The sequence below is a fragment of the Shewanella scandinavica genome, from assembly GCF_031932065.1.
Classification (GTDB): domain Bacteria; phylum Pseudomonadota; class Gammaproteobacteria; order Enterobacterales; family Shewanellaceae; genus Shewanella; species Shewanella baltica.
Window position 1 is genome coordinate 90,866 of sequence record NZ_JAUOES010000001.1, and the last position, 23,946, is coordinate 114,811.

Annotated in this window: 12 protein-coding genes; 3 read left to right on the forward strand and 9 right to left on the reverse strand. The window is 46.9% G+C overall.

Annotated features, from left to right (window positions below; translation table 11 throughout):
* Positions 1-77: 77 nt before the first annotated feature.
* Positions 78-2,081 (forward strand): methyl-accepting chemotaxis protein, encoded by a 2,004-nt coding sequence (locus tag Q4Q50_RS00455; protein ID WP_311897866.1) that lies wholly within the window; start codon positions 78-80, stop codon positions 2,079-2,081.
* 262 nt (positions 2,082-2,343) lie between these two features.
* Here the strand turns inward: Q4Q50_RS00455 and cydX are convergent, their stop codons facing one another.
* The 4 genes from cydX to purL all read right to left on the reverse strand — a co-directional run bounded on the left by cydX (position 2,344) and on the right by purL (position 10,344).
* Positions 2,344-2,460: a cytochrome bd-I oxidase subunit CydX gene (cydX, locus tag Q4Q50_RS00460; RefSeq protein ID WP_006082469.1), complete on the reverse strand. Its 117-nt coding sequence runs from the start codon at positions 2,458-2,460 to the stop codon at positions 2,344-2,346.
* Between the two features lie 19 nt (positions 2,461-2,479).
* Positions 2,480-3,619 carry a cytochrome d ubiquinol oxidase subunit II gene (gene cydB, locus Q4Q50_RS00465; protein WP_300479907.1) on the reverse strand — a complete coding sequence of 380 codons (1,140 nt, stop codon included), beginning with the start codon at positions 3,617-3,619 and terminating at the stop codon, positions 2,480-2,482.
* A 15-nt stretch (positions 3,620-3,634) separates the two neighbouring features.
* The gene (locus Q4Q50_RS00470; protein ID WP_311897868.1) at positions 3,635-5,191 is read right to left on the reverse strand and encodes a cytochrome ubiquinol oxidase subunit I; all 1,557 of its coding nucleotides are present in this window, start codon (positions 5,189-5,191) and stop codon (positions 3,635-3,637) included.
* Positions 5,192-6,462: 1,271 nt separating this feature from the next.
* Positions 6,463-10,344, reverse strand: a complete 3,882-nt coding sequence (gene purL / locus Q4Q50_RS00475) for a phosphoribosylformylglycinamidine synthase (RefSeq protein WP_311898024.1) — start codon at positions 10,342-10,344, stop codon at positions 6,463-6,465.
* Between the two features lie 280 nt (positions 10,345-10,624).
* On the opposite strand from purL, the gene mltF reads away from it, so the two are divergent.
* On the forward strand, positions 10,625-12,055 hold the full coding sequence (gene mltF / locus Q4Q50_RS00480) for a membrane-bound lytic murein transglycosylase MltF (RefSeq protein WP_006082473.1): 1,431 nt from the start codon (positions 10,625-10,627) through the stop codon (positions 12,053-12,055).
* Between the two features lie 446 nt (positions 12,056-12,501).
* Here the strand turns inward: mltF and tadA are convergent, their stop codons facing one another.
* The 4 genes from tadA to guaB form a co-directional block, all read right to left on the reverse strand.
* A complete protein-coding gene (tadA, locus tag Q4Q50_RS00485) occupies positions 12,502-13,026 on the reverse strand; it encodes a tRNA adenosine(34) deaminase TadA (RefSeq protein WP_371830292.1) in 525 nt (174 codons plus the stop codon).
* A gap of 158 nt (positions 13,027-13,184) precedes the next feature.
* The gene (locus Q4Q50_RS00490) at positions 13,185-17,012 is read right to left on the reverse strand and encodes a hypothetical protein (RefSeq protein ID WP_311897872.1); all 3,828 of its coding nucleotides are present in this window, start codon (positions 17,010-17,012) and stop codon (positions 13,185-13,187) included.
* A gap of 370 nt (positions 17,013-17,382) precedes the next feature.
* The gene (gene guaA / locus Q4Q50_RS00495; protein ID WP_311897874.1) at positions 17,383-18,960 is read right to left on the reverse strand and encodes a glutamine-hydrolyzing GMP synthase; all 1,578 of its coding nucleotides are present in this window, start codon (positions 18,958-18,960) and stop codon (positions 17,383-17,385) included.
* A 120-nt stretch (positions 18,961-19,080) separates the two neighbouring features.
* Positions 19,081-20,547: an IMP dehydrogenase gene (gene guaB / locus Q4Q50_RS00500; protein ID WP_006085677.1), complete on the reverse strand. Its 1,467-nt coding sequence runs from the start codon at positions 20,545-20,547 to the stop codon at positions 19,081-19,083.
* Between the two features lie 120 nt (positions 20,548-20,667).
* On the opposite strand from guaB, the gene xseA reads away from it, so the two are divergent.
* On the forward strand, positions 20,668-22,014 hold the full coding sequence (xseA, locus tag Q4Q50_RS00505) for an exodeoxyribonuclease VII large subunit (RefSeq protein ID WP_259481807.1): 1,347 nt from the start codon (positions 20,668-20,670) through the stop codon (positions 22,012-22,014).
* A gap of 153 nt (positions 22,015-22,167) precedes the next feature.
* Here the strand turns inward: xseA and Q4Q50_RS00510 are convergent, their stop codons facing one another.
* Entirely contained in the window at positions 22,168-23,841 is a 1,674-nt protein-coding gene (locus tag Q4Q50_RS00510) for a diguanylate cyclase (RefSeq protein ID WP_311897876.1), read from the reverse strand.
* Positions 23,842-23,946: the final 105 nt, after the last annotated feature.

Sequence of the window (23,946 nt, forward strand, 5' to 3'; positions counted from 1 at the left end):
AAATACTAGACCCATATCAAGACCATGGAGTGAGACTTAGGCTACATTGATGTAACCGTTACCTATAGGATCGTACGATGAATTATAAAAATTGGCCTATTGCAAAACAAATAGGTGCCCTCGCGTTTATTCTCACACTCACCATTTTCGGCATACTCAGTACCGTTTCCTACAAAGCCGCTTCAAATGTATTAGAAGATAAAGGCATGAGTGCCATGAAGTCAGAAATGCGTGCCGTTTCAGACATGTTAGAACTGCAATACGATAGCCTTTTGCAGCTTGCAAGGCGCAACGCCGATGTGTTTAAGGAAATGTATCCAGGGCAATTTAGTAAACCAAATAAAACCGTCAATGTGATGGGAGTCAGCTCCCCCGCCCTCATGCACGAACAAGAACAAATTAACTCCTCAAAAAGTAAAGTCGATCGTTTTGCTAACCTGACAGGCGGCACGGCAACGGTATTCGTGCGTGATGGCGATGATTTTATGCGGGTGTCGACCTCACTCAAAAAAGCCGATGGTAGCCGTGCACTAGGCACCTTCCTTGGTAAAACACATCCAGGCTATCAAGCGCTGATCAGCGGCCAAGAATACGAAGGCTACGCCAAACTCTTCGGCAAAGACTATATGACAGTCTATCGCCCAGTTAAGGACGTCCAAGGGAAAGTCATTGGTATCTTATATATTGGCTTTGACATCACCAGCTCGTTAAAACAATTACAAGATGCTGTAAACAGACTCACCCTAGAAGAAAGCGGTTATTTTCTGTTAGTCCGTAAAGCGGACAATGTACTTGTCGCGCATCCTAAATTTAATGCGGGCGACGTTATCACCGAAAGTATGCTCGATGGGTTAAGTGTGGCTGAGGCCACGAAAGATGATTCTGAGTACAGTTATATCAATAGTAAAAATGAGCCTATGTTTGCCTATAGCCAAACCGTAACCGGCTGGAATTGGATGTTGGTAGGCCAAGTTAAGGCGAGTGAGCTCAATGAAGAAAGTATGCAGTTACTCACTATCAACGCTATCGTTGCCCTCACAGGGATTGCGCTGATCACGGCACTGCTTTCAGTAGTATTAATCCGTGCACTTAAACCGTTACATGCCCTACAAGTGCATATGGAAAGGCTAGGCAGTGGCGATTTCAGTCATCACTTAGCGCCATCAGAACCACAGAGTCAAAACGAAGTTGATCGCATCACCACCAGCGTATCGACCATGTCCTCAGAGTTAAGGCAGTTGATCATTGCCCTGCAGGATTCGGTGATGAGTTTAGAGCAGCAGGCCTCTAAGGCACAAAGTATCGCCAAACAGAATGGCGAAGAAGCTCAGGCTTTAATGCTACAAACGGATCAAATTGCTACTGCCATTGAAGAAATGTCGACCTCGATCCGTGATGTGGCGAATCATGCCCAAGATGGCGCAGTTCAGAGTCAGCAAGTGGATGCTGCGGCGAAAGAAGGACAAGATCAACAAGTTAAAGTAGTGCAAGATTTACTCAAGCTCAGTGAACAGCTCAGTAACAGTCATCAGTCGGTTGAAAAAGTCAGTCACGAAAGTGAAGCCATCAGTAAAGTCACCGAAGTGATTAACAGCATTGCCGAGCAGACAAACTTACTGGCACTCAATGCGGCGATTGAAGCGGCGCGCGCAGGCGATCAAGGTCGAGGCTTTGCGGTCGTTGCAGATGAGGTGAGAATCTTAGCTCAGCGTACCCAATCATCCATTTTAGAAATTGGCCAAACAATTGGAAAGCTGCAAACCCAAGTGAAAAGCACCACAGAGCAAATGGGTCAGAGTCATCAATTAGGCATGGAATCAGCAGCACAGGGCGAATCAACCGGCGAGCAGCTTAAGGAAATCACCCGTCGGATTGGTGAACTCGCCATTAGTTCACGTAATATCGCCTCCGCCACTGAGCAGCAAAGCAGTGTTGCAGAGGAAATCACCCACAATTTGCATCAGATCAGTGAACTAGCAAATGAGGGCGAGCACCGTGCCACTGAAACCGTGCAGTCAGCCAATGAACTGTCTTCCTTAGCCGCGGCTTTAAAACGCCAAATAAGCCAATTTAAGGCCTAGATAGACTCGCTCGACAGGTTCAATTAACACCACTAGCTCAAATGTCTAATGAGTTATGTATCAAATGCCACCCACACAGGGTGGCATTTTTTATGGGAGCGAGGCACGGGAGTTTTGAGGCATTATTTAAGAAAGTGATAGGATAACATTATTGAGGATAGCTTTTAGATGAACCCAACACAGGTTAACCTTGCCTAATCCAGCAAATAAATCCCAATAAAAAACCCCGCTAGTGCGAGGTTTTTTAAATCGAGTTTAGACGTTACTCGGCATCATCAGCCGATCTGTCCATGTTCTCAGTATTCTCAAGCCACAGGGCATTGATAATCCCGAAAGAACAGGCCAACAAAACCCCTAATATCCACGTAAAATACCACATAGCAGATGCTCCTTAATGCCTAATAGAGTGAGGCTTTGTTATCTTCAATATGTTTACGGCCGATACGGCCAAACATTTTGAAATAAGTCCAAACAGTGTAGCTCAATACTATAGGGACGAAAATCGCAGCGGCAGCAGTCATCACCCCTAAGGTAGTTTTACTAGCTGTTGCATCCCACATAGTCAAACTTACGTTAGGGTCTAGTGATGATGGCATAACGAATGGGAACATAGCCGCACCGCACGTCAAAATCACCATAGCCACAGTCAGCGAACTGAATAGGAACGCAAAACCTGAACGGTTAAAGCGGCTCACCAGGATCACTAACAGCGGCAATACCACACCTAAGATAGGGAATAGCATAGTGATGGGGTATTTGTCATAGTTGGCAAGCCAAGCACCCGCTTCAATCGCGACTGTTTTCATTGCTGGGTTAGACACCGCATTATGGTCAAGGACTGATGTCACGACATAACCATCAATACCATTGGCTAACCACACGCCTGCTGCTGCAAACAACACAGCCACTAATAGTGCGAAGAATTGCGTGGCTTTCGCAGCACGAACTCGCAGCTCGCTATCAGTCTTCATTTGTAGCCAAGAAGCGCCTTGCATCATAAACATGCTCACGCTCACAAGACCTGCCAGTAGACCGAAAGGATTCAACAGACCGAATAGACCGCCGTGGTAAGTCGCACGTAGGAACTCGTCGAATTCAAACGGTACGCCTTGTAACAAGTTACCAAAGGCTACGCCTATGATCAGCGGAGGCACAAAACCACCGGCAAACAAAGCCCAATCCCATGACTTACGCCACTTTGGATTTTCGATTTTAGAACGGTAATCGAATCCGACTGGACGCATATAGAGGGCAAACAGCACTAACATCATGGCGACATAGAAGCCAGAGAAAGACACTGCATACACCATAGGCCAAGCGGCAAATAACGCACCACCTGCTGTGATTAACCACACTTGGTTGCCGTCCCAATGGGGAGCAATAGTGTTGACCATGATACGGCGCTCAGTATCGTCTTTGCCTATGATTGGCAGTAACGCACCGACCCCCATGTCAAAACCGTCAGTAACCGCAAATCCGATGAACAGCACGCCGATCAGAGCCCACCAGATAACTCTTAATATTTCATAATCAAACATAATGAAATCCTCTGCTTAGGCTTCTAGTTTCTCGAAATGATAACGACCAGTTTTTAAACTGCTCGGACCAATGCGGGCAAACTTAAACATCAAGAACATCTCAATCACCAGCAGCACAGTGTAGAACAGGGTGATAGAAAGGATACTGAACCATAAGTCGCCAGTCGTTAAGCTTGAGGCAGACATAAAGGTCGGTAATACCTCAGAAATCGTCCAAGGTTGACGACCATACTCAGCCACAAACCAACCACACTCAATCGCAATCCAAGGCAATGGCAAGCTATAAAGTGCAGCTTTAAGTACCCATTTCTTCTCGACGATTTGATGACGTGTGCTTTGCCAGAATGCCGCAGCAAATACGAATAACATGATAAAGCCTAGACCCACCATCACACGGAAGCTCCAGAAAATCGGTGCTACGTTAGGAATAGAATCTTTAGCAGCGGCTTTAATTTGCTCTTCAGTGGCATCGACCACTTTATCTGTGTAGCGTTTCAGCAAGAAACCATAGCCTAAGTCGACTTTTGCTTCTTCGAAGGCCGCACGCAGTTCAGGTGTTTCTTCACCCGCACGCAGCTTCACTAACATGGCGTAGGCTTTCATACCGTTACGGATGCGCACTTCATGCTCAGCAATCAAGTCATGGATACCCGTGACTTCTTCATCCAATGAGCGTGTTGCCACAATACCCATAGCATAAGGAATTTTGATCGCATAATCTGTTTGCATGGTTTCTTGATTTGGGAAACCAACCGCAGTAAATGCCGCAGGAGCAGGTTCAGTGTGCCATTCAGCTTCAATCGCCGCTAACTTAACACGCTGTGCTTCACCGACTTTATAGCCAGATTCATCACCTAATACGATAACCGATAGAATTGCCGCCATACCAAAGCTTGCCGCAATCGCGAATGAGCGACGGGCAAAAGGTAAGTCACGTTTCTTGAGGATGTAATAAGCACTGATTGCCAGTACAAACATGGCACCCGCGACATAACCCGAAGCCACAGTGTGAACAAACTTCACCTGCGCCACAGGGTTAAACACCACTTCGGCGAAGCTGGTCATTTCCATGCGCATGGTTTCGTAATTGAACACTGAACCCACAGGGTTTTGCATCCAACCGTTTGCCACTAAAATCCACAATGCCGACATGTTAGAGCCAAAGGCCACTAACCAAGTCACCACTAAATGTTGACGTTTAGTGAAACGATCCCAACCGAAGAAGAACATACCAACGAAGGTAGATTCGAGGAAGAAGGCCATTAAACCTTCAATAGCCAGAGGCGCACCAAAGATGTCCCCTACGTAATGCGAATAGTAAGACCAGTTAGTACCAAACTGGAATTCCATTGCCAAACCTGTGGTAACCCCCAAGGCAAAGTTAATACCAAATAACTTACCCCAGAACTTAGTCATATCTTTATAAATTTGTTTATCCGTCATCACATACAGTGATTCCATGATAGCCAGCAAAAATGCCAACCCCAACGTCAAGGGAACAAACAGGAAGTGATACATGGCTGTCAGCGCAAACTGCAACCGCGATAGCTCAACAACCTCTTCAACAATCATCGGTGACTCCTTACTTGGTGCGTCCAATTGCTATGATAAAACCCGCGTCAATCACAGCAAGTGCCTTTGTAGGATAGTGAGTTTTCATTTTGTGTTTATATCTGAACATCAGTATAAACCGTTAAATTTAATCTTTTGCATTAGTTCGAAGCAGCAAGGGCTAAAAAGTACCAATATCCGTCGCATATTGAGACGCGAGTCACACTATCGCAAGTAACTGAGACCGACACCTTACCACTTAATCAATCAAATGATCTCATCGATATAAATATCAGATAGTTAAGATATTTATTCGTTTTCATTTGTGGCTATTTTATACCACCTCGCTTTGATGCAAATCAATCAAACTCAGTGGTTTAGGTGGGTTTTGCGGTGAGGCACACACTTCCCCATTGAGAGGGATTGACAACCACATAAAACAGGAGTAGTGAGCAAGCGTTAATTAATGTAAACCCCTACTTTTGTTGATTAGCTGCCACAAATCAGCTCCAGCTACCAAAAAACTAACAAACAAATAATGTTGCAACAAATTAACTAAAAAAATATAAAAATATTTTCAGCGAAAATCAATTTAAAACCTTTAAAATCAACAGTTAAATCAATATATTGAAATGGCGATATAAAAACAGCATTAAAATTCATTAGTTTTAATAATGAATAATTGTATTTTTTCTCGTTTGAGAAGCTAACCTGAGTTGTTTAATATATGTCCTGTGTTAAGGAGACAATTTGGTAGAACTGGTGTCGTAGCCCAGTCAATGCCAACTTCGCGCACATAGGTATTAACTTTTGGTGTGGAGATATTGATATGACTAAATTATTTGAACGTATGGTTAACAGCTACAAGCGTGTTTTTGTTGAACTTTATACAGCTAATGAGCTGAAATAATTCCCCGAATTACTTGTGAAATTTATTGCCTTAATTTAAAGTTTTGTTAGCGCAAAACGAGCCCCCCTCTCCTTGAGAGTGGGGGCTTTTTCTATTCTAAAGCCACAAAATCTGCCTTCAACTCTAGAACCCCATAAAACGTCACTCTCAGTATCAAGTACGCAACATACCTATTAATAGGTATTTACCGTAAAAAGATGCTGTTTTATCACTTTGGTCCATTAGATTATTTGCAACAAGTATTAATGATTTGAAATGCAAGATATTTCATAAAAGTGCATTTTAAATATAAAAAAAGGAGCGAAATTATCGCTCCTTTTTTACGATTAACTAAACCCGTTTTTACCCTTCAAAACTGGTAAAAGCCGCTGAGTTTACTCGCTTAACCTAAGGTCACTCGCGCATTACGGAACATACGCATCCAAGGGCTATCTTCACCCCAAGCATCCGGATGCCAAGAGTTCGCTACAGTCCTGAACACACGTTCTGGGTGCGGCATCATCAAGGTTACGCGGCCATCAGTCGTACAAATCCCCGTCAAGCCATTTGGCGAGCCGTTCGGGTTTTGTGGATACTGAGTCGCGATATCCCCCTTACCATTGACAAAACGCAGCGCAATCGTGCCTGACGCTTCGGCAATCGCCAACGCTTCAGGGCTGGCAAACTCAGCCAAACCTTCACCGTGTGATACGGCGATAGGCATACGCGAACCTGCCATACCTTGGAAGAATAACGACGGGCTCTGTTGCACTTCAACTAAGCTGAAACGCGCTTCAAAACGCTCTGAGCGGTTACGCACAAAACGTGGCCAATGCTCGCTTCCTGGAATGATTTCTTTCAGGTTTGACAGCATTTGACAGCCGTTACACACGCCGAGGGCAAAGCTTGAGTCACGTTCAAAGAAACGTGAAAACTCATCGCGAGCACGGTCATTAAACAGAATCGACTTAGCCCAACCTTCACCAGCGCCTAATACGTCACCATAAGAGAAACCACCACAGGCCACTAGACCTTGGAAATCCTCTAGGCTGATACGGCCAGATAAAATGTCAGACATGTGCACGTCGCGGCTTTCAAATCCAGCGCGATCAAAGGCAGCAGCCATTTCCACGTGGGAGTTAACGCCCTGCTCACGCAAAATCGCCATTTTAGGCGCAGCGCCTTTTAGGATATAAGGCGCGGCAACGTCAGTGCTTGGATCGAAACTTAAGTTAACCGTTAAGCCTAAATCGCTTTCGTCTTGCTTAAGTTTGAACTCTTCAAGCGCACACGCTGGGTTATCACGCATGGCTTGCATACGATAGGTGGTTTCTGACCACACAGTACGCAGCGCAACACGGCTATCACTGAAAATTTCACGCGCGCCATCTTTAATGGTGATGCGTTGATCGTCAGCGAGAGTCCCAATCACATGGCAAGGAACACCCGCGATAGCAAACTGAGCGGCAATTTTCGCAGCGTTGTCGCGGCTCACTTGCAGCACAGCGCCGAGCTCTTCATTAAAGAGTCGCTCTAAATCCGTGCCCTGCAAATCTTCTACATCTATGTCTAAGCCAGTATTACCCGCAAAGGCCATTTCCACTAAGGTGGTAAATAAGCCACCGTCGCTTCGGTCGTGGTAAGCGATAACGGATTTCTTAGCCACTAGATTTTGCATGGTTTCGAAGAAACCACGCAGCAGTGCAGCATCGTCAAGATCCGGCGCAATATCACCCAACTCGCCAAAGACTTGGGCTAAACAAGAACCGCCTAAACGATTTTTACCCGCACCGAGATCCACTAACAGCAAAGACGTTTCGCCCTTATCTGTGCGCAGCTCTGGCGTCACTGTATTGCGAATATCTTGCACCACGCCAAAAGCAGTGATGACCAATGACATGGGCGACGTCACGGTTTTATCCGCGCCATCTTGCTGCCATGCGGTCTTCATCGACATAGAGTCTTTACCGACCGGAATAGTCAGGCTCAGCTCTGGACACAGTTCTTCACCTACGGCTTTCACCGCTTCATAAAGACCCGCATCTTCACCGGGGTGACCCGCAGCAGACATCCAGTTAGCAGAAAGCTTGATACGCTTAAATGAACCGATATCGGTACCAGCGATGTTCATGATTGATTCAGCTACTGCCATACGGGCAGATGCGCCAAAATCAAGCAGTGCCAGCGGTGTACGCTCGCCCAGTGACATTGCTTCACCGGCGTAGGTATCAAAGCTTGCCGCAGTGACCGCGCAATCGGCCACAGGCACTTGCCATGGACCGACCATTTGGTCACGGTTAACTAAACCCGTAACTGTGCGGTCGCCAATGGTGATAAGGAAGGTTTTATCTGCGACTGTAGGCAAGCTCAGTACGCGTTTAACCGCTTCTGTAACATCAATCTTGTTTTGTTCGAGCGCTGGCGATACCGCTTTGGCTGATACCACATCGCGGCTCATCTTAGGTGCTTTGCCTAATAAAACTTCGAGCGGTAAATCGATAGGATTATTGTCGAAATGGCTGTCGCTAAGCGTCAGATGCTTCTCCGCTGTTGCTTCACCCACAACCGCAAACGGTGCGCGCTCACGCTCACAGATGGCAGTAAATAGTGCGAGGTTTTCAGGAGCAACTGACATCACATAACGTTCTTGTGATTCATTACACCAGATTTCCAGCGGGCTCATGCCAGGCTCATCCGAAGGCACGTTACGCAGATTAAATAAACCGCCGCGCTCGCCGTCATTCACCAGTTCTGGGAAAGCGTTCGACAAACCGCCCGCGCCCACATCGTGGATAAATTGGATAGGGTTTTTATCGCCAAGCTGCCAACAGCGGTCAATCACTTCCTGACAACGACGTTCCATTTCTGGGTTTTCACGTTGCACAGAAGCAAAGTCGAGATCTTCACTCGATTGACCCGATGCCATTGATGAAGCGGCGCCGCCACCCAAACCAATGTTCATCGCAGGGCCGCCCAGCACAATCAGCTTAGCGCCAACGGTGATTTCGCCCTTCTGTACATGTTCTTCGCGAATGTTACCTAAACCACCGGCTAACATAATGGGCTTGTGGTAACCACGCACTTCAACACCGTTATGGCTGCTGACTTCCTGCTCGTAGGTACGGAAATAACCGACCAGTGCAGGACGACCAAACTCGTTGTTAAATGCCGCGCCGCCCAGTGGGCCTTCGGTCATGATATCGAGCGCGCTAACGATACGATCTGGTTTACCGTAGTTACCTTCCCATGGTTGAACAAAACCTGGGATTTTTAAATTTGATACGCTAAAGCCCGTTAAACCGGCTTTAGGTTTAGAACCACGACCCGTTGCGCCTTCATCACGGATTTCACCACCTGAACCAGTTGCAGCGCCAGGATAGGGGCTGATGGCGGTTGGATGGTTGTGGGTTTCCACTTTCATCAGGATGTGCATAGGTTCAGTGTGATAGTTGTACACCCCATCAGGATCGGGGAAGAAACGACCGGCAACCGAGCCTTCCATCACAGCGGCATTATCTTTGTAGGCAGATAACACGTGATCTGGTGTGGATTCAAAGGTGTTCTTGATCATTTTGAACAATGACTTAGGCTGAACTTCACCGTCAATTGTCCAATCTGCGTTAAAAATCTTATGACGACAATGCTCAGAATTCGCCTGAGCAAACATCATCAATTCGATGTCATGGGGATTACGGCCTAAACGGACGAAGTTTTCGACTAAATAGTCGATTTCATCTTCAGCTAAGGCAAGGCCCAATGCTGTGTTAGCCACTTCAAGTGCGCGGCGACCTTCGGCAAGAATATTGACGCTTTTAAACGGCGCAGGCTCAGTGCGTTTGAATAACACATCGGCTTTGGCAAAATCATCAAGCATGATTTCAACCATGCGATCGTGCAACAGCGCATTTAAGGCTTGTTGCTGCGCTACTGTCAGTGCATCTGACTCGACATAATACGCAACGCCTCGCTCCAAACGCTTCACTTTACCAAGGCCACAATTGTGCGCGATGTCAGTGGCTTTTGAAGACCAAGGAGAAATAGTACCGGGGCGAGGAGTGACAAACAGGAGTGAACCTTGGGGGATATGAGCTTCTATCGCAGGTCCATAGGTGAGAATTTTTTCAAGTTGCTGGCGTTCATTTGTATCGAGCAACTCGCTCAAATCCGCTAAATGGACATACTCAGCATAGATTTGGCGTACCGGAAGCGCAGCGTTTTCGCAGGCCTCCATCAGCTTTTGCACCCTAAACGTCGAGAGTGCAGGGGCTCCGCGGATGATCTCCATCACGTCTATTCACCTTATTATTTATTATTGCAGGGGTCAGAGGTGGCGCTATTATAAGGAAATGTCTGCCACAAATCACCTGTGACCTTACGCAAAACAGTGTTTCCTGTGATATAAAAAACGCGACCATTTTAAGTCGCCATTTTCCCCCACGAATGATTTTTTTACGTTATCGCAGACAAACGGATATAATCCCACCAATGTCGGCCAGTTCATCACACATGCCCCACTGTTAACTCGCTATCTATAATATTGATTTTATTTACTATAAGCACATTTAATGACTCGATTCCTGTTCGCTCTTATCTTAGGTTTCTTACTGACTGCCTGTCAGCAGGTGACCGTGGACGAAACAGAATTCGTGCCGAAAAAATTAACTGAGTTAAGAGTCGGCACACTCTACGGCCCACAGATTTATATGACATCGGGCCAAGGTGATAGCGGTTTCGATTACGATATGGCGGTATTGTTCGCGGAATACTTAGATGTGCCGTTAAAAATGGTGCCCTACACTAACCGCACCGAGCTGTACGAAGCCCTTAAAAAGAATGAAATCGACCTGATTGCTGCAGGCATGACAGAAACACCCGCAAGGCGTGAACAGTTCCGCCTAGGGCCGCCGTTGTACCGAGTTAATCAAGTATTGGTTTATCGCGAAGGCATGCCAGCACCCAAAGACATCAGCGACTTAAAAGGTAAGATCACTGTCATCGCCGACTCTTCCTTCGTCGAGACATTAACTCAATTGCAAAAGCATTATCCGACGCTGGTGTGGGATCAAATTACCGACAAAGACAGTGAAGAATTGCTGGCCATGATCGCGAATAAAGAAATTGACTACACTATCGCCGACTCCAGCAGCGTACAAATCAACCGCCGCTACTTGCCCGATCTGCGTTCAGGCCCCGTACTTGAAGAAAAGCTCGATGTGGTCTGGCTATTGCCGCCGACCCGCAGTGATGAACTCATGAGTCAGTTACTGGCCTTTTGGCACCAAGAAAAACTGGCCGGCACGCTCGATCATCTCAACGAGAAATACTTTGGCCATGTGAAACGCTTCGATTATGTCGATACTCGGGCATTTATTCGCGCCATCGAAACCGTTTTGCCCCGCTATCGTCAGTTATTCGAAACCCATGCGGGTAATTTAGATTGGCGAAAACTTGCGGCGACTAGCTATCAAGAGTCCCATTGGAATCCCCATGCCCGCTCGGCAACGGGGGTACGTGGCATGATGATGTTGACTCAGCCTACGGCAAAAGAAATTGGCATCACCAACCGTTTGGATGCGGAAGAAAGTATCCGCGGCGGCGCGGCTTATTTGAACGATATGATCAATCGTCTGCCGGAATCCATTCCCGAGAGTCAACGTATGTGGTTTGCACTGGCGTCCTACAACATAGGGTATGCCCATGTTGAAGATGCGCGAAAGCTGGCTGAATCGATGGAGTTAAATCCCAATGCGTGGCGAGATTTAAAGAAAGTGCTGCCACTGCTGCAAAAGCGTAAATACTATCAAAAAACCCGCTACGGCTATGCCCGTGGCAGTGAAGCCGTCCATTACGTCGACAGTATTCGCCGCTACTACGACACGTTAGTCTGGGTAGATAATCAATCGAAACAGCAAAACCCCGAGGAAGAACCGAGCGATCTTGCGTCGGAAGAACCCGCCATTCCCGCTGGAACATTAAGCCCAGAACAACCTAAGTAATTTGAATCGCCGGAGCCAAGCGTTAGAGCTAGGTTTCTAGACACTTAGGTCAAGAGCCGAGCTTCTAAACCTAAGCTCAGTGATCTCAGTGAGCTTAGGTTTAGAAGCTAGAGCTAGAGTCAAAACTAGATCCAAGCTGGCTTAACTGGGCTGGATCCAACTCAGGTTTACGATTAAAACATCACTTAGTTCAGCTTATCTGACCAGTGCTATTGCTGCACTCAAGTGCAACTGCTACTGTCTTGGGGTTATGACCTGCGCTACATCTCTGCAGGGCATCAATAATAACAATGAATGGGGTCAATATGAGAAGAAAAACCATCAGCAATACTGTCGCGCGTCGTCGTACTTTACTCAAAGTTCGCCATCGTCGTATTTTGAATCGTCAGAAACTTTTCTTTACTTTTATTCAGTCTCAGGATTAATCCTGTCGCTTTTATCACTGTTTACTCAATTGCTTGCAGCGCCTTTTGAGCCTGTTTCAGGGCTTTTTTCTCCTCTCTACGCCGTTTAAAAAAACGACTCAATTGCGCGCTACAGGCGTCGGCCAATACACCCGATGTCACTTCAACTTGATGATTAAATGCCGGGTGTTGCAGTAAATTCACTACAGTCCCCGCTGCACCGGTTTTTTCATCCCGAGCACCAAAAACCACCCGCGCGATCCGGCTGTGCACCATAGCACCTGCACACATAGCGCAAGGTTCAAGCGTGACATATAAAGTCGCGTCTAACAGGCGATAGTTTTCGACCAAACGCCCCGCTTCCCGCAAACATAAAATTTCCGCATGGGCGCTAGGATCGTGTTGGCTAATGGATAAATTGTAACCCGTTGCAATTTGCTGACCGTCTTTGACTAGAACCGCACCCACAGGCACTTCACCCTCAGCTTCGGCTTTCTCGGCCATCAGCATCGCGACTTGCATCCAATGTTCATCTAACTTCATTTGGTCCACTAGGCTGTCACTCATCTTTAAAAATACGGCAATTATACCGATAACCAATAAAAAAGGCGCACTTGGCGCCTTTTCACTGAATAAGGATTAAGCCTTCTCGATTGTTGTTTGAGTAGATAATAGGCTTTCATCTCTCTAGGTATTGAACCTGTAAAGTTCGGATAGAGTAGCCTTTATTCAAACCGTTGCTCGTGCTCCATATCCTCCCGCTGTTCTCGCTCTTTCTGACGCTCGATTAGTTGAACCAAGTTTACAGAGAGTGTTTTAGCTGCGGCCGCAATATCTGATCTTTCATGTTCAACCAACTTTCTAATAGCATCCGTTCCAGGTTGCATTGCGTTTGCTCGGCTACCAGAAGTAACACGTTCAGCAAATGCCTCCAGAACAGCTTCAGGTTCAGGAGATGCTTCCATCAGTCTGAGTGCTGACTCTGACATAATAACTGCACCCTGATTTCCATCCTGTTCCCAGAGACTAATACCCGCCGCTACAATCGCCCACACTTTGGTATCGTTTCTGGCTCTGCACCATTCAATCAACACGTCCACATCGATTTTGGCGAGAATTGACTGGTCCAATCCGCTATGCAGAATAAAGAACTGTCGCAGATGTTGTTGCTCTTCAGTGCCCTCAAAAACACGATTCAGGAATGCTGCAGGCATTAATGCCGCAGTCGACGCAATGGTGTTTTCGCATGAATAAATGTAACCATAGTTGTCATCGACAACAGTAAATATGGTATCCAACCACTCTTGCTTTGCGGCCTCATTGCAATTAAAGCGTAACGCAGCACTGATCACACGCTCCATTCGGTAATCCCTGCCACCACTATAATCGTCATGATTTTTTGAGAGACTCAAGATCGCAGCTCTTAAACCTATTTGTCGAAAGTCGGGACCAAGTGTATCAACTGTACCATCTAACCTCATGCTTAGCGCCTCTAGCACCACATCATCACCATTCGGTTTACTCAGGAGCCGTTGAGCGAGATTGATAATACGGCCTTTAGGCAAATGCGCATAGTCGTCCCGCCAGAGGATTGGTTCAAACATGCTAGGGTGAATTTCTGGGTCATCCAGAATTGCCATACAACGATCTAGGTCGGTTTCTGTAAATTTTCCACAAGGGTGCAAATTAACCAAGGCCTGTCGAAGCTTAGGATGCTGCGTGCACTGTTCGAGTAGCTCTTGAGCTAGAACTGAATCGATAGAGTCAACCTCTTTGATGAAACCACCAAAGACAGCAATATCTCGGCAGACTTCGGACTGCAGCCCCAGCTGTTCGACGAGTAGCTGCCAGCTGACTCGTAAATCATGCGCCCCTTTTGCCAAGCCTCTCCCGAATGCGGTGCGATAAGGCATCGAATCGCTGGAAAAAAGATGTGGACCCAGCTCGTCGAGCTTATGGTCCGATAACGCAAATTCCTCACCTAACCGGAGCGCCTTAGTTTCAAGTCGTTGCCTAGCTTCATCATATTTGTGGATTTTTTCATGATCAAAATTAGCATCCAATGCCCAATAATCCGGCCTATTGCTCAACACATAAGTCAGAATTGCCGGAATCAAGTCATGGGGCTCCAACTCCCTCTCCAATACGGCAAGGTTGTCCGGCAGAGGCTCAACATCATCCCCATCTTTGCGCTTGGTATGGTCGAAATAGATAGTTGTTCGGACGGCTTTCCAACCATCTCCCCAAGGGCGATGTGCATGTAATTTGCCAGCAGCGTCAATTAGCTTTTCCCTCATTGCAACTTGTCGCCACATTCCTCTAAATGCTTTCGCCAGCGTCTGTCTTGCAAGATCTTCAAGAGTCGAATCACCGGAGGTTCCCAGTTTGACAGCAACTTCGATAAAGGCGCTACGCCACTGCACAAGCTGATCGTGATTGGGTTGAAATCCATAGTCTCTTGGGCGAGCACCAAACTCGTTTACCCCTGACCCACTCCACCGCGCCTCTAAGGCTGTAGAGAGCATCCTTAAACCTAATGACCTCCTTACAGTCACGCTTGATGAAAGACATTCATTCATGATCGCAATGCGTTGTTCTAAAGTAGCGTGTGTGCCGGACAGATATGCTTGGAAGAACTTCGTTATCTGATTTCGCGCAGAAGCATTGTTGTTGCTTTCCTCTTCGAAGTCCGCTAAATGGATGAGGAGCCTAATGCACCGCTCAAAGGCGATCGGTTCATACGCCAGCAATAGCAGAAGATTGATAATTGACGTTCGTCGAGACTTATAACCTGGTTTCATGCCTTTAAAATCAGAGGTGATAAGTATCGCTTCAATCCTGTCGAGCAGAACTTCTGGCGTTACTGGTGCGATATAATCCAGCATTCGTGCCGATATATCGTTTAATTCGGTTATCCGCCCCAGCAACCCATCGGGTTGAAGCCAAGTTTCAACGATCTCTTTCGCCACAGGATGATCATGCAACAACCCGAGCCTATGTGCGAAAGACATGAGTAAGCGTTGACGTCCGGGGGCTTCAAAGGTTTCTCTAAGTTGAGCAACGGGTAAATTATTCAGTGCCGATGTCGCCAACTTATTGGCAATGACATGGGGCAAAATAGCTCTCCAAAAAGCCCTCTTCTGTACAATATGGCGGTCTGACAACTTGTTGACTGACCGAGACAACTGACTTGCGGAATACCCAAAGTTCGAACCCAATACCTCAAGTTCGTTTTGGCCTTTCTCAACAGTTGCTACCGAGAACGAATAGACCAGAGACAGTACTTCAGCGTACTCACGCAGGCTATCATCTGGGCCTTTGCGCTGCTCAAACAAGCGATCAAACAACTGAGCATCAGAAAGCTGAGCCAAACTCTCACCTTCTTCAACCCGCTCGGCGATAGCTAGGGATACCCTCGCATTACCATCAGCAAACTCGGCAATTCGGCGGGCGTTATTCTGGCTGATTTTAGGGAAACGGCGCAGCAGAAGCTGTTCAGCCACCTCAGGCCCAACCGCTTCTACATGGATGACCTCTGTGGTCTGAGGCTTATCGTCTCTGATGTCATATTCAACAGTGATAAGGCTGACCATTGTGCCTACGGCCGATACCTTGCTTGCAAGCGAAGAGTGTAAATCTGAAGGGCAATTATCGAGGATCATGATGACCCGTTTACCCTCTGCAATCAGCCTGTCTAGCATTGCTGTAGCAGAAGGCTCCGGACTTTCACCTGTATCGACATAGACTGCGATAGTCCGGTCAAGCGCATCTGTGCCGACTGTCTCATCAAAAAGTGCCTGCACAATTCTGGTCTTTCCAACGCCAGATAACCCAGTGATGCGAACCGCCTTCTTAGTAGAGCGAATAAGGTCCCGCATCGGTGCGATAGCGTCATTAATGCTGCACTGTTGCCCCTTGCCTGACGGCAGAGTCACTGTGACTCCCGAGGCTGAAATCAAGGTGTCAGGCGTCCCCTCTGGTGGATTGCTCCATGCGCCGTATGGCTGCCAACCTGAGTATCCCTGGCCAAGCCTTCTTTTTACCCAGAGCATGACTGACGGATGTTGCCGTACCCATTGAGCCAATTTAGAACGGTCGTAGAAGTCCAAGTAAAGATTGTCACTATTAGGATCATCCGCTACGGCATCTCGCATTGCTTTGAGGCGGTCCCTCTTCATAGGAGGAGAGCAATCATCACCTAAGCTGACAATGATATAGCTCCCACCTCTTTTGGCATGTTCAGAGATGGTCGGTGACAGTTTCCCAGCGGTGACCATTTCCTTGATGATCGCAGCCCTCGGCATTGAATGCTTTTTGGCCTGAAGAATTGTGTTGGGTCTTTCAAGAAAACCTGTGCTCAGCTGTTCGACGGGGACTTGAACGTGAATATCAATGCCACCATCAGGAGCATTAATTGAGCCTGACCAGTTTACATATGCAGGGCTATGTCCCTGCGCAGCTATTTCAGCCTCGGCAAGACGAGCAATCAACTCTTCGAGCAGAGTATCGGAGAGTCGGAGTAATTCGTCTTTCTCAATATCAAAAATTGCCACGGTAATCCTCAGCTGAACATCTTGTTAACTCTATCGAGAGCAAGATAATTTTATTGGATAATCAATAATTCGATAATAACAGCTCTTAGCATAATGATTAAAAAGAAGTTTAAGGAGGAAAACCTTGCAAATTAGATATGTTAACCCACATAGCGGTACACAATCCTGCAATGGTAATAAAGTGCAGCCTTATATAATTACTCCATCAAAGGACTGCTGTTTGAGTACAAAGCGATACTGACTGCTTCAGATTTGTGGATCACCTTGTTTTTTGAGTCAATATCGTTACCCCAATAAAAATGCCAGTCAATAAAATGACTGGCATTGAGATAAACCATAAATAGTATTTTATTAGCTATTTATATTTGGGCTATTCCCATTCGATCGTTGCTGGCGGCTTGCCAGAAATATCGTAAACCACACGGGAAATACCATCGACTTCGTTGATGATGCGGTTAGACACACGACCTAAGAAATCATAGGGCAGATGTGCCCAATGGGCCGTCATAAAATCAACGGTTTCAACGGCGCGAAGTGACACAACCCAATCATATTTACGGCCATCACCCATAACACCGACTGAGCGTACAGGTAAGAACACGGTAAAGGCTTGGCTGACTTTATTGTACAGGTCGGCTTTATGCAGTTCTTCAATGAAGATAGCATCGGCGCGGCGCAATAAGTCACAGTATTCTTTCTTCACTTCACCTAAAACACGCACTCCAAGACCTGGTCCTGGGAACGGGTGACGATAAAGCATGTTGTATGGCAGACCTAACTCAAGACCAATTTTGCGCACTTCATCTTTGAACAATTCGCGCAGTGGCTCAACTAAACCCAGTTCCATATCGGCTGGCAAACCGCCAACGTTATGGTGAGATTTAATCACATGTGCTTTGCCTGTGGCACTGCCAGCAGATTCAATCACGTCTGGATAAATCGTGCCTTGCGCTAACCATTTGGCATTGGCGCATTTTTTCGATTCTTCATCGAAAATTTCCACGAATACGCGGCCGATGATCTTACGCTTAGCTTCTGGATCGGCTTCGCCTTTCATCGCGTCGAGGAAACGGTTTTCCGCATCAACGTGAATGATATTCAGGCCGAAATGATCGCCAAACATTTCCATCACTTGCTCGGCTTCGTTCAAACGTAATAAACCGTTATCAACGAATACGCAGGTCAGTTTTTTGCCGATAGCGCGGTGCAGCAACATAGCCACAACCGAAGAATCGACACCGCCCGATAGCCCTAAAATCACCTCATCATCGCCGATTTGCTTCTTCAAGCGCTCAATCGCATCTTCGATGATAGAGGAAGGTTTCCAGTTAGCCGCACAACCACAAATGTCTAAGGCAAAGTGCGATAACATCCGCATGCCTTGGCGAGTGTGGGTCACTTCAGGGTGGAACTGTACGCCGAAGAATTGCTTCTCTTCGTTTGCCATAGCAGCAAATGGGCAAGTATCCGTTTTAGCGACCGCCACAAACCCTTCAGGAATGGCCGACACTTTATCGCCGTGGCTCATCCATACGTCGAGTAAGGGTTTGCCTTCGCTATTAACTGCGTCTTCGATGCCTTTGAATAGTAAAGAATCTGTCAGCATTTCAATTTGAGCGTAGCCAAATTCACCTTCACCCACACCTTGGATCACTTTACCGCCCAGCTGCTCAGACATGGTTTGCATGCCGTAGCAAATGCCCAGTACAGGCACGCCCGCGGTAAATACGTATTCAGGCGCACGCGGCGAGTTTTCAGCCGTTACACTTTCAGGTCCGCCAGCAAGAATAATACCGTTCGGGGCAAATTCGCGGATTTGGGCTTCTGTTACATCCCAAGCCCATAATTCACAGTACACACCGATTTCACGGATACGACGGGCAATCAGTTGAGTGTACTGAGATCCAAAATCGAGGATTAGTATCTTGTGCTCATGAATATCGCTCATGGGTAACCTTTATCTCATCTATTGTTTTAACATTGCTCAACGCGGCGAGAGCCAGCCTTGAGTATTGGATCACACGCTTTACAAAGGGGGCGGCCTAGCGCCGCCCCTCTTATCAAACGATTAAGAACCTGAACGGTAGTTCGGCGCTTCTTTAGTGATAGTCACATCGTGCACGTGAGACTCGCCCATGCCTGCTGAAGTCACTTTCACAAATTGGGCTTTTTCATTCAGTTCTAGAATGGTGGCACAACCCGTTAAGCCCATGCATGAACGCAGACCGCCCATATGTTGATGGATGATTTCCTTCAACTTGCCTTTGTAAGGCACGCGCGCTTCAACACCTTCTGGAACTAACTTGTCGGCAGCATTATCTGATTGGAAATAACGGTCAGAAGAGCCTTGAGACATAGCGCCTAAAGAACCCATGCCGCGATATGACTTGTATGCACGGCCTTGATAAAGTTCAGTTTCGCCTGGCGCTTCCTCAGTCCCCGCAAACATTGAGCCCGCCATTATGCAAGATGCACCCGCAGCTAATGCTTTGGCTAAGTCACCAGAGAAACGAATGCCACCATCGGCAATAACAGGAATACCTAAGCTCTTCATGGCTGCGGCAGCATCTGAAACGGCTGTGATTTGTGGCACGCCAACACCAGTGACGATACGAGTCGTACAGATAGAACCAGGGCCAATACCGACTTTAACTGCGTTAACGCCTGCTTCGACCAGCGCTAATGCGCCTTCAGCCGTGGCAACGTTACCACCGATAATTTGCAAATCAGGATGTTTAGCGCGAGTTTCACGAATGCGTTGTAAAACGCCTTCTGAATGTCCGTGGGAAGAATCGATAAGTAATACGTCAACGCCAGCTTTAACGAGTGCGTCAACACGCTCCTCGTTACCTGCGCCCGCACCAACTGCAGCGCCAACACGTAAACGGCCTAACTCATCTTTACAGGCGTTAGGTTTACGTTCGGCTTTCTCGAAGTCTTTAACTGTGATGAGGCCTTTCAGCTTATAGTTATCATCAACCACAAGCACTTTTTCGATACGGTGTGAGTGCATCAACTTTTGCACTTCATCTAATTTAGTGCCTTCGGCAACAGTGACTAAACGCGCTTTAGGCGTCATCACTTCCTCTACCGTTTTGCTCCAATCCGTCACGAAACGTACGTCACGGCCAGTAATGATACCGACCAGCTCGTTGGCTTCGTTAACCACGGGATAACCCGCAAAACCATTCTTCAGTGTTAACACTTTCAGATCGGCTAAGGTCGTTGATGGCGTCACAGTTACAGGTTGTTGAACCACGCCCGCTTCATAAATTTTTACTTTACGAACTTCTTCGGCTTGTTTTTCAATGCTCATGTTTTTATGAATAAAGCCTAAGCCGCCTTCCTGCGCCATAGCGATCGCAAGACGAGCTTCGGTAACTGTGTCCATAGCGGCAGACACAAGTGGGATATTCAATTCAATGGTATTGGTCAGGCGAGTTTTAAGAATGGCGGTATTTGGGAGTACAGTCGAATGCGCAGGAACAAGCAACACATCGTCAAAAGTAAGCGCTTCTTTAATTAAACGTAGCATATGCAACATCTCCCCAGTTGAGTAGGATTTAGAGGTGAAATATTGCGGCGGGATTATACCTTGCATATCGGCACTGGTAAATGGAAAATAGCAAATATCCCCATTTAATTGAGTAATTCGATGCAAGGCACCAAAAACAATATTTATACTGTCTCGCGGCTCAATGGTGAAGTCAGACAAATTCTCGAGGGACAACTGGGTAAAATTTGGCTCAATGGCGAAATATCCAACTTTTCCTCCCCCAGCTCAGGTCATTGGTATCTCACCTTAAAAGACCACTCTTCCCAGATCCGTTGCGCCATGTTTAAAGGCCGTAACCAAACGGTCAGCTTTAAGCCCATCAATGGTCAGCAGGTGTTAGTCAAAGGCGCGATCAGCGTGTATGAACCCAGAGGCGACTATCAATTATTAATTGAGTCCATGCTGCCTGCAGGGGATGGATTACTCGCCCAGCAGTTCGATGCACTCAAAATGAAGCTCGCCGCCGAAGGATTATTCGCCGCCGACACCAAAAGACCATTGCCGAAAAATATCCAACGCATTGGCGTTATTACTTCGCCAACCGGCGCGGCGATTCGCGATGTCTTACACGTACTCGCAAGGCGCGACCCTTCGATTGAAGTCATTATCTATCCGACTCAGGTTCAAGGCGAAACTGCAGCGCAGAGTATTTGTCAAGCAATCAATATCGCCAACCAGCGTTTAGAAGTCGACGTATTACTGCTTACCCGTGGCGGCGGTTCGCTTGAGGATTTGTGGTGTTTTAACAGCGAAGCTCTCGCCCACACAATTTATAACAGCGCCCTGCCCGTGGTCAGCGCTGTCGGCCATGAAGTCGACACCACCATCAGTGATTACGTTGCTGATATTCGCGCCCCAACACCGTCTGCAGGTGCAGAGTTGTTATCCCAAGATAGCGACAATAAGGCGCAAAAACTCGCAACAGCCTTATCGCGCCTGCAACAAAGCGCGAAACATTATCAGCTTAAACAAGAAAGACGGCTCAGTTTGCTTGAGCACAGACTACAGCGCCAAGATCCCAAACGCACCTTGCAACAGTTCGAGCAAAGATTCGATGAGATGCAATTAAGACTGGAGTCGGCGTTGTCGAATCGCTTGCACATACTCAGCCGCCGTCAGCAGTTGCTCGCAAGTCGCCTTGAACAGCAATCTCCCAAGCATAAGCTCGCCATTGAGGGTAACCGCCTAAGTTATCTTGCGAGTCGCTTACAGGATGCATTGCAGGACAAACTAAGTCAAAGTGAGCAACGGATAAAATACGCGGCCCATCAACTTGAAACCGTCAGCCCGCTTGCTACCTTGAGCCGTGGCTACAGCATCACCACTGACATCCACAATCAAGTGGTCGACTCCACGGATAAGCTGACAATCGGTGATAGCCTGCAAACCCGCTTACGCCACGGGCAAGTGATATCAACCGTCACACAGATAAAGCTGCTTGAATAAGTTGATAGTTAGAATACTGATATTTATAGCTTAGATAAGCAATTTTATACTTAAGGTGAAAACAATAAGGCGCAGAATTTATCTGCGCCTTTCTATGTTGTCTAGTTTTGTTCTAGCATCCCATGCAAATGGTTTTATTGAATGCTGAATTGGCTAGCTTAAATGCAGTCTCACATCGACCCCACGCGTATCGGCATACTCTTGGCGGCGCTTATCCATTCGCGATTGGTACAAGTTAGTGTCTGCCGAACGCAGCCATTCATGGGGATCGGCCACCTCAGAGTTTAACGATATCCCAAAACTGCACTGACAATCCTTAAAGCCTTGGCTAGCTAATTGTTCACCTAACCCATTTAACAAACTCAGCAATAGTGGGATCCCTGCCGAAGACGTCACAACCACAAACTCATCACCACTAATACGATAAAGCTTTAAATGCGCTAAGTCCGTTGCTTGCAATAACTGCACTACCACTTGCAGTAATCTATCGCCCTCTTGATGGCCGAGCGTTTCATTAACACTTTTCAGGCTATCGATATTCAATAGCGCTAAAGCCATAGGCTGCACCACTTTATCGGCGAAGCCTAATTGCGAATTCATATATTCATCAAAAGCATAACGATTACCGACTCGGGTCAACCCATCTAAGCGGGCCTTTTCCCACGCAATCGCAAGCTCTTCAATATGCGCCTTACGTTCCTCTGCGAGTAACTTAAGCTTATTCGCTAACGCTAAGGACAATAGCAGCGCATCAGCCGTGCCGCCCATCAGCGTCGCCAGCTCCGCATGTTCGATAAAATCAGGTGTTAGCCCCATATTCCCGGGCAAAATAATCACCGCAGGCAAGAGTAAACAAGTAAAGGCGAGAATAAAATAACGCGCTGGGGCAAAGCCTTTCATCAAGCACACATTACCGCAGGTAATCGCTAAGGCAATCCACAGCATGATCAGCACTGAGGCAATAATCGCCGTATAGGGCAACAACCAAATACTGGTCGGCAAAGCAACAATACAAGCAAACATCAAATACTGACTAAGGCGCCACAATCGTGGTGAGTAGCTAGGCAGCTGCAAGAAGTGCTTGTAAAACATGATATTAAAAATCGGCAAACTGATAAAAAACAGATGGTGCAACTCAAGGTAATGGAAATTAAACAAGTGCGCCGGCAAATGGAAGGTCAGTGCCCAGCCAGCAAAATACGCGAAGACATAAAGGCCATAATAAAGAAAAGCTTTATCGAGAATAGAGATATAAATCAGAAGATTATATAAGGCGATAAACAATAAGCCGCCTAAGCACAGCAGCACTGCCATGGCGAGGCGATCAGACATCAACTGATGATCCGTCACGCTTTGCAGGGCAATCTCGGGAGGAGATGAGTAATAACGGCTACTAAGCTTAACCAATAGCCAATAATCCGTGCCCATATTCAAGGTGACCTTACGGCCATAATCGAATAAAAATTCGTAGGGGGCACTGTAGCCGCTGTGGGCATGCTGTGAACTGCCATCACTACCGAGTATCCAATAATCTACAGATTCGATAATCGAATTACTCGCATCCACTACCCAATTCGACTGACGTTGATTGACCATCACAGGCGTGATCATCCAATAGTCACCGCCGGTTAAACTCACAGAGTTAGCTTCGTCGAGTTGGCCCATCCAATGGGGCACGGCATCAAACTGTTTTGGGGGCTGTTGATCCGCTTGAGCATGGAACAAATACGGCGAGTCCAACGCAATTTCAGCGCTTAATACAGAGGGACTTAATGTCCATATAAAAAGTAAAAAACACCAAAATAGGGTTTGTTTAAGTTTGTTCATCGGCTTATTAAGTTAAAGGGCCATAGATCATTTATACAGCTATGAAGTAAATGCTAATGCTGTCAATCTTAGTCGATAGTTGGAATTGTAGGTTAACTTTATGGC

Excerpts from the sequence above, each read along its gene's own strand:
- xseA (WP_259481807.1), top strand. The coding sequence starts at position 20,668 with ATGCAAGGCACCAAAAACAATATTTATACTGTCTCGCGGCTCAATGGT.
- Q4Q50_RS00455 (WP_311897866.1), top strand. The coding sequence starts at position 78 with ATGAATTATAAAAATTGGCCTATTGCAAAACAAATAGGTGCCCTCGCG.
- cydB (WP_300479907.1), bottom strand. The coding sequence starts at position 3,619 with ATGTTTGATTATGAAATATTAAGAGTTATCTGGTGGGCTCTGATCGGC.
- tadA (WP_371830292.1), bottom strand. The coding sequence starts at position 13,026 with ATGAGTGACAGCCTAGTGGACCAAATGAAGTTAGATGAACATTGGATG.
- guaA (WP_311897874.1), bottom strand. The coding sequence starts at position 18,960 with ATGAGCGATATTCATGAGCACAAGATACTAATCCTCGATTTTGGATCT.
- mltF (WP_006082473.1), top strand. The coding sequence starts at position 10,625 with ATGACTCGATTCCTGTTCGCTCTTATCTTAGGTTTCTTACTGACTGCC.
- cydX (WP_006082469.1), bottom strand. The coding sequence starts at position 2,460 with ATGTGGTATTTTACGTGGATATTAGGGGTTTTGTTGGCCTGTTCTTTC.
- guaB (WP_006085677.1), bottom strand. The coding sequence starts at position 20,547 with ATGCTACGTTTAATTAAAGAAGCGCTTACTTTTGACGATGTGTTGCTT.
- purL (WP_311898024.1), bottom strand. The coding sequence starts at position 10,344 with ATGGAGATCATCCGCGGAGCCCCTGCACTCTCGACGTTTAGGGTGCAA.
- Q4Q50_RS00470 (WP_311897868.1), bottom strand. The coding sequence starts at position 5,191 with ATGATTGTTGAAGAGGTTGTTGAGCTATCGCGGTTGCAGTTTGCGCTG.
- Q4Q50_RS00510 (WP_311897876.1), bottom strand. The coding sequence starts at position 23,841 with ATGAACAAACTTAAACAAACCCTATTTTGGTGTTTTTTACTTTTTATA.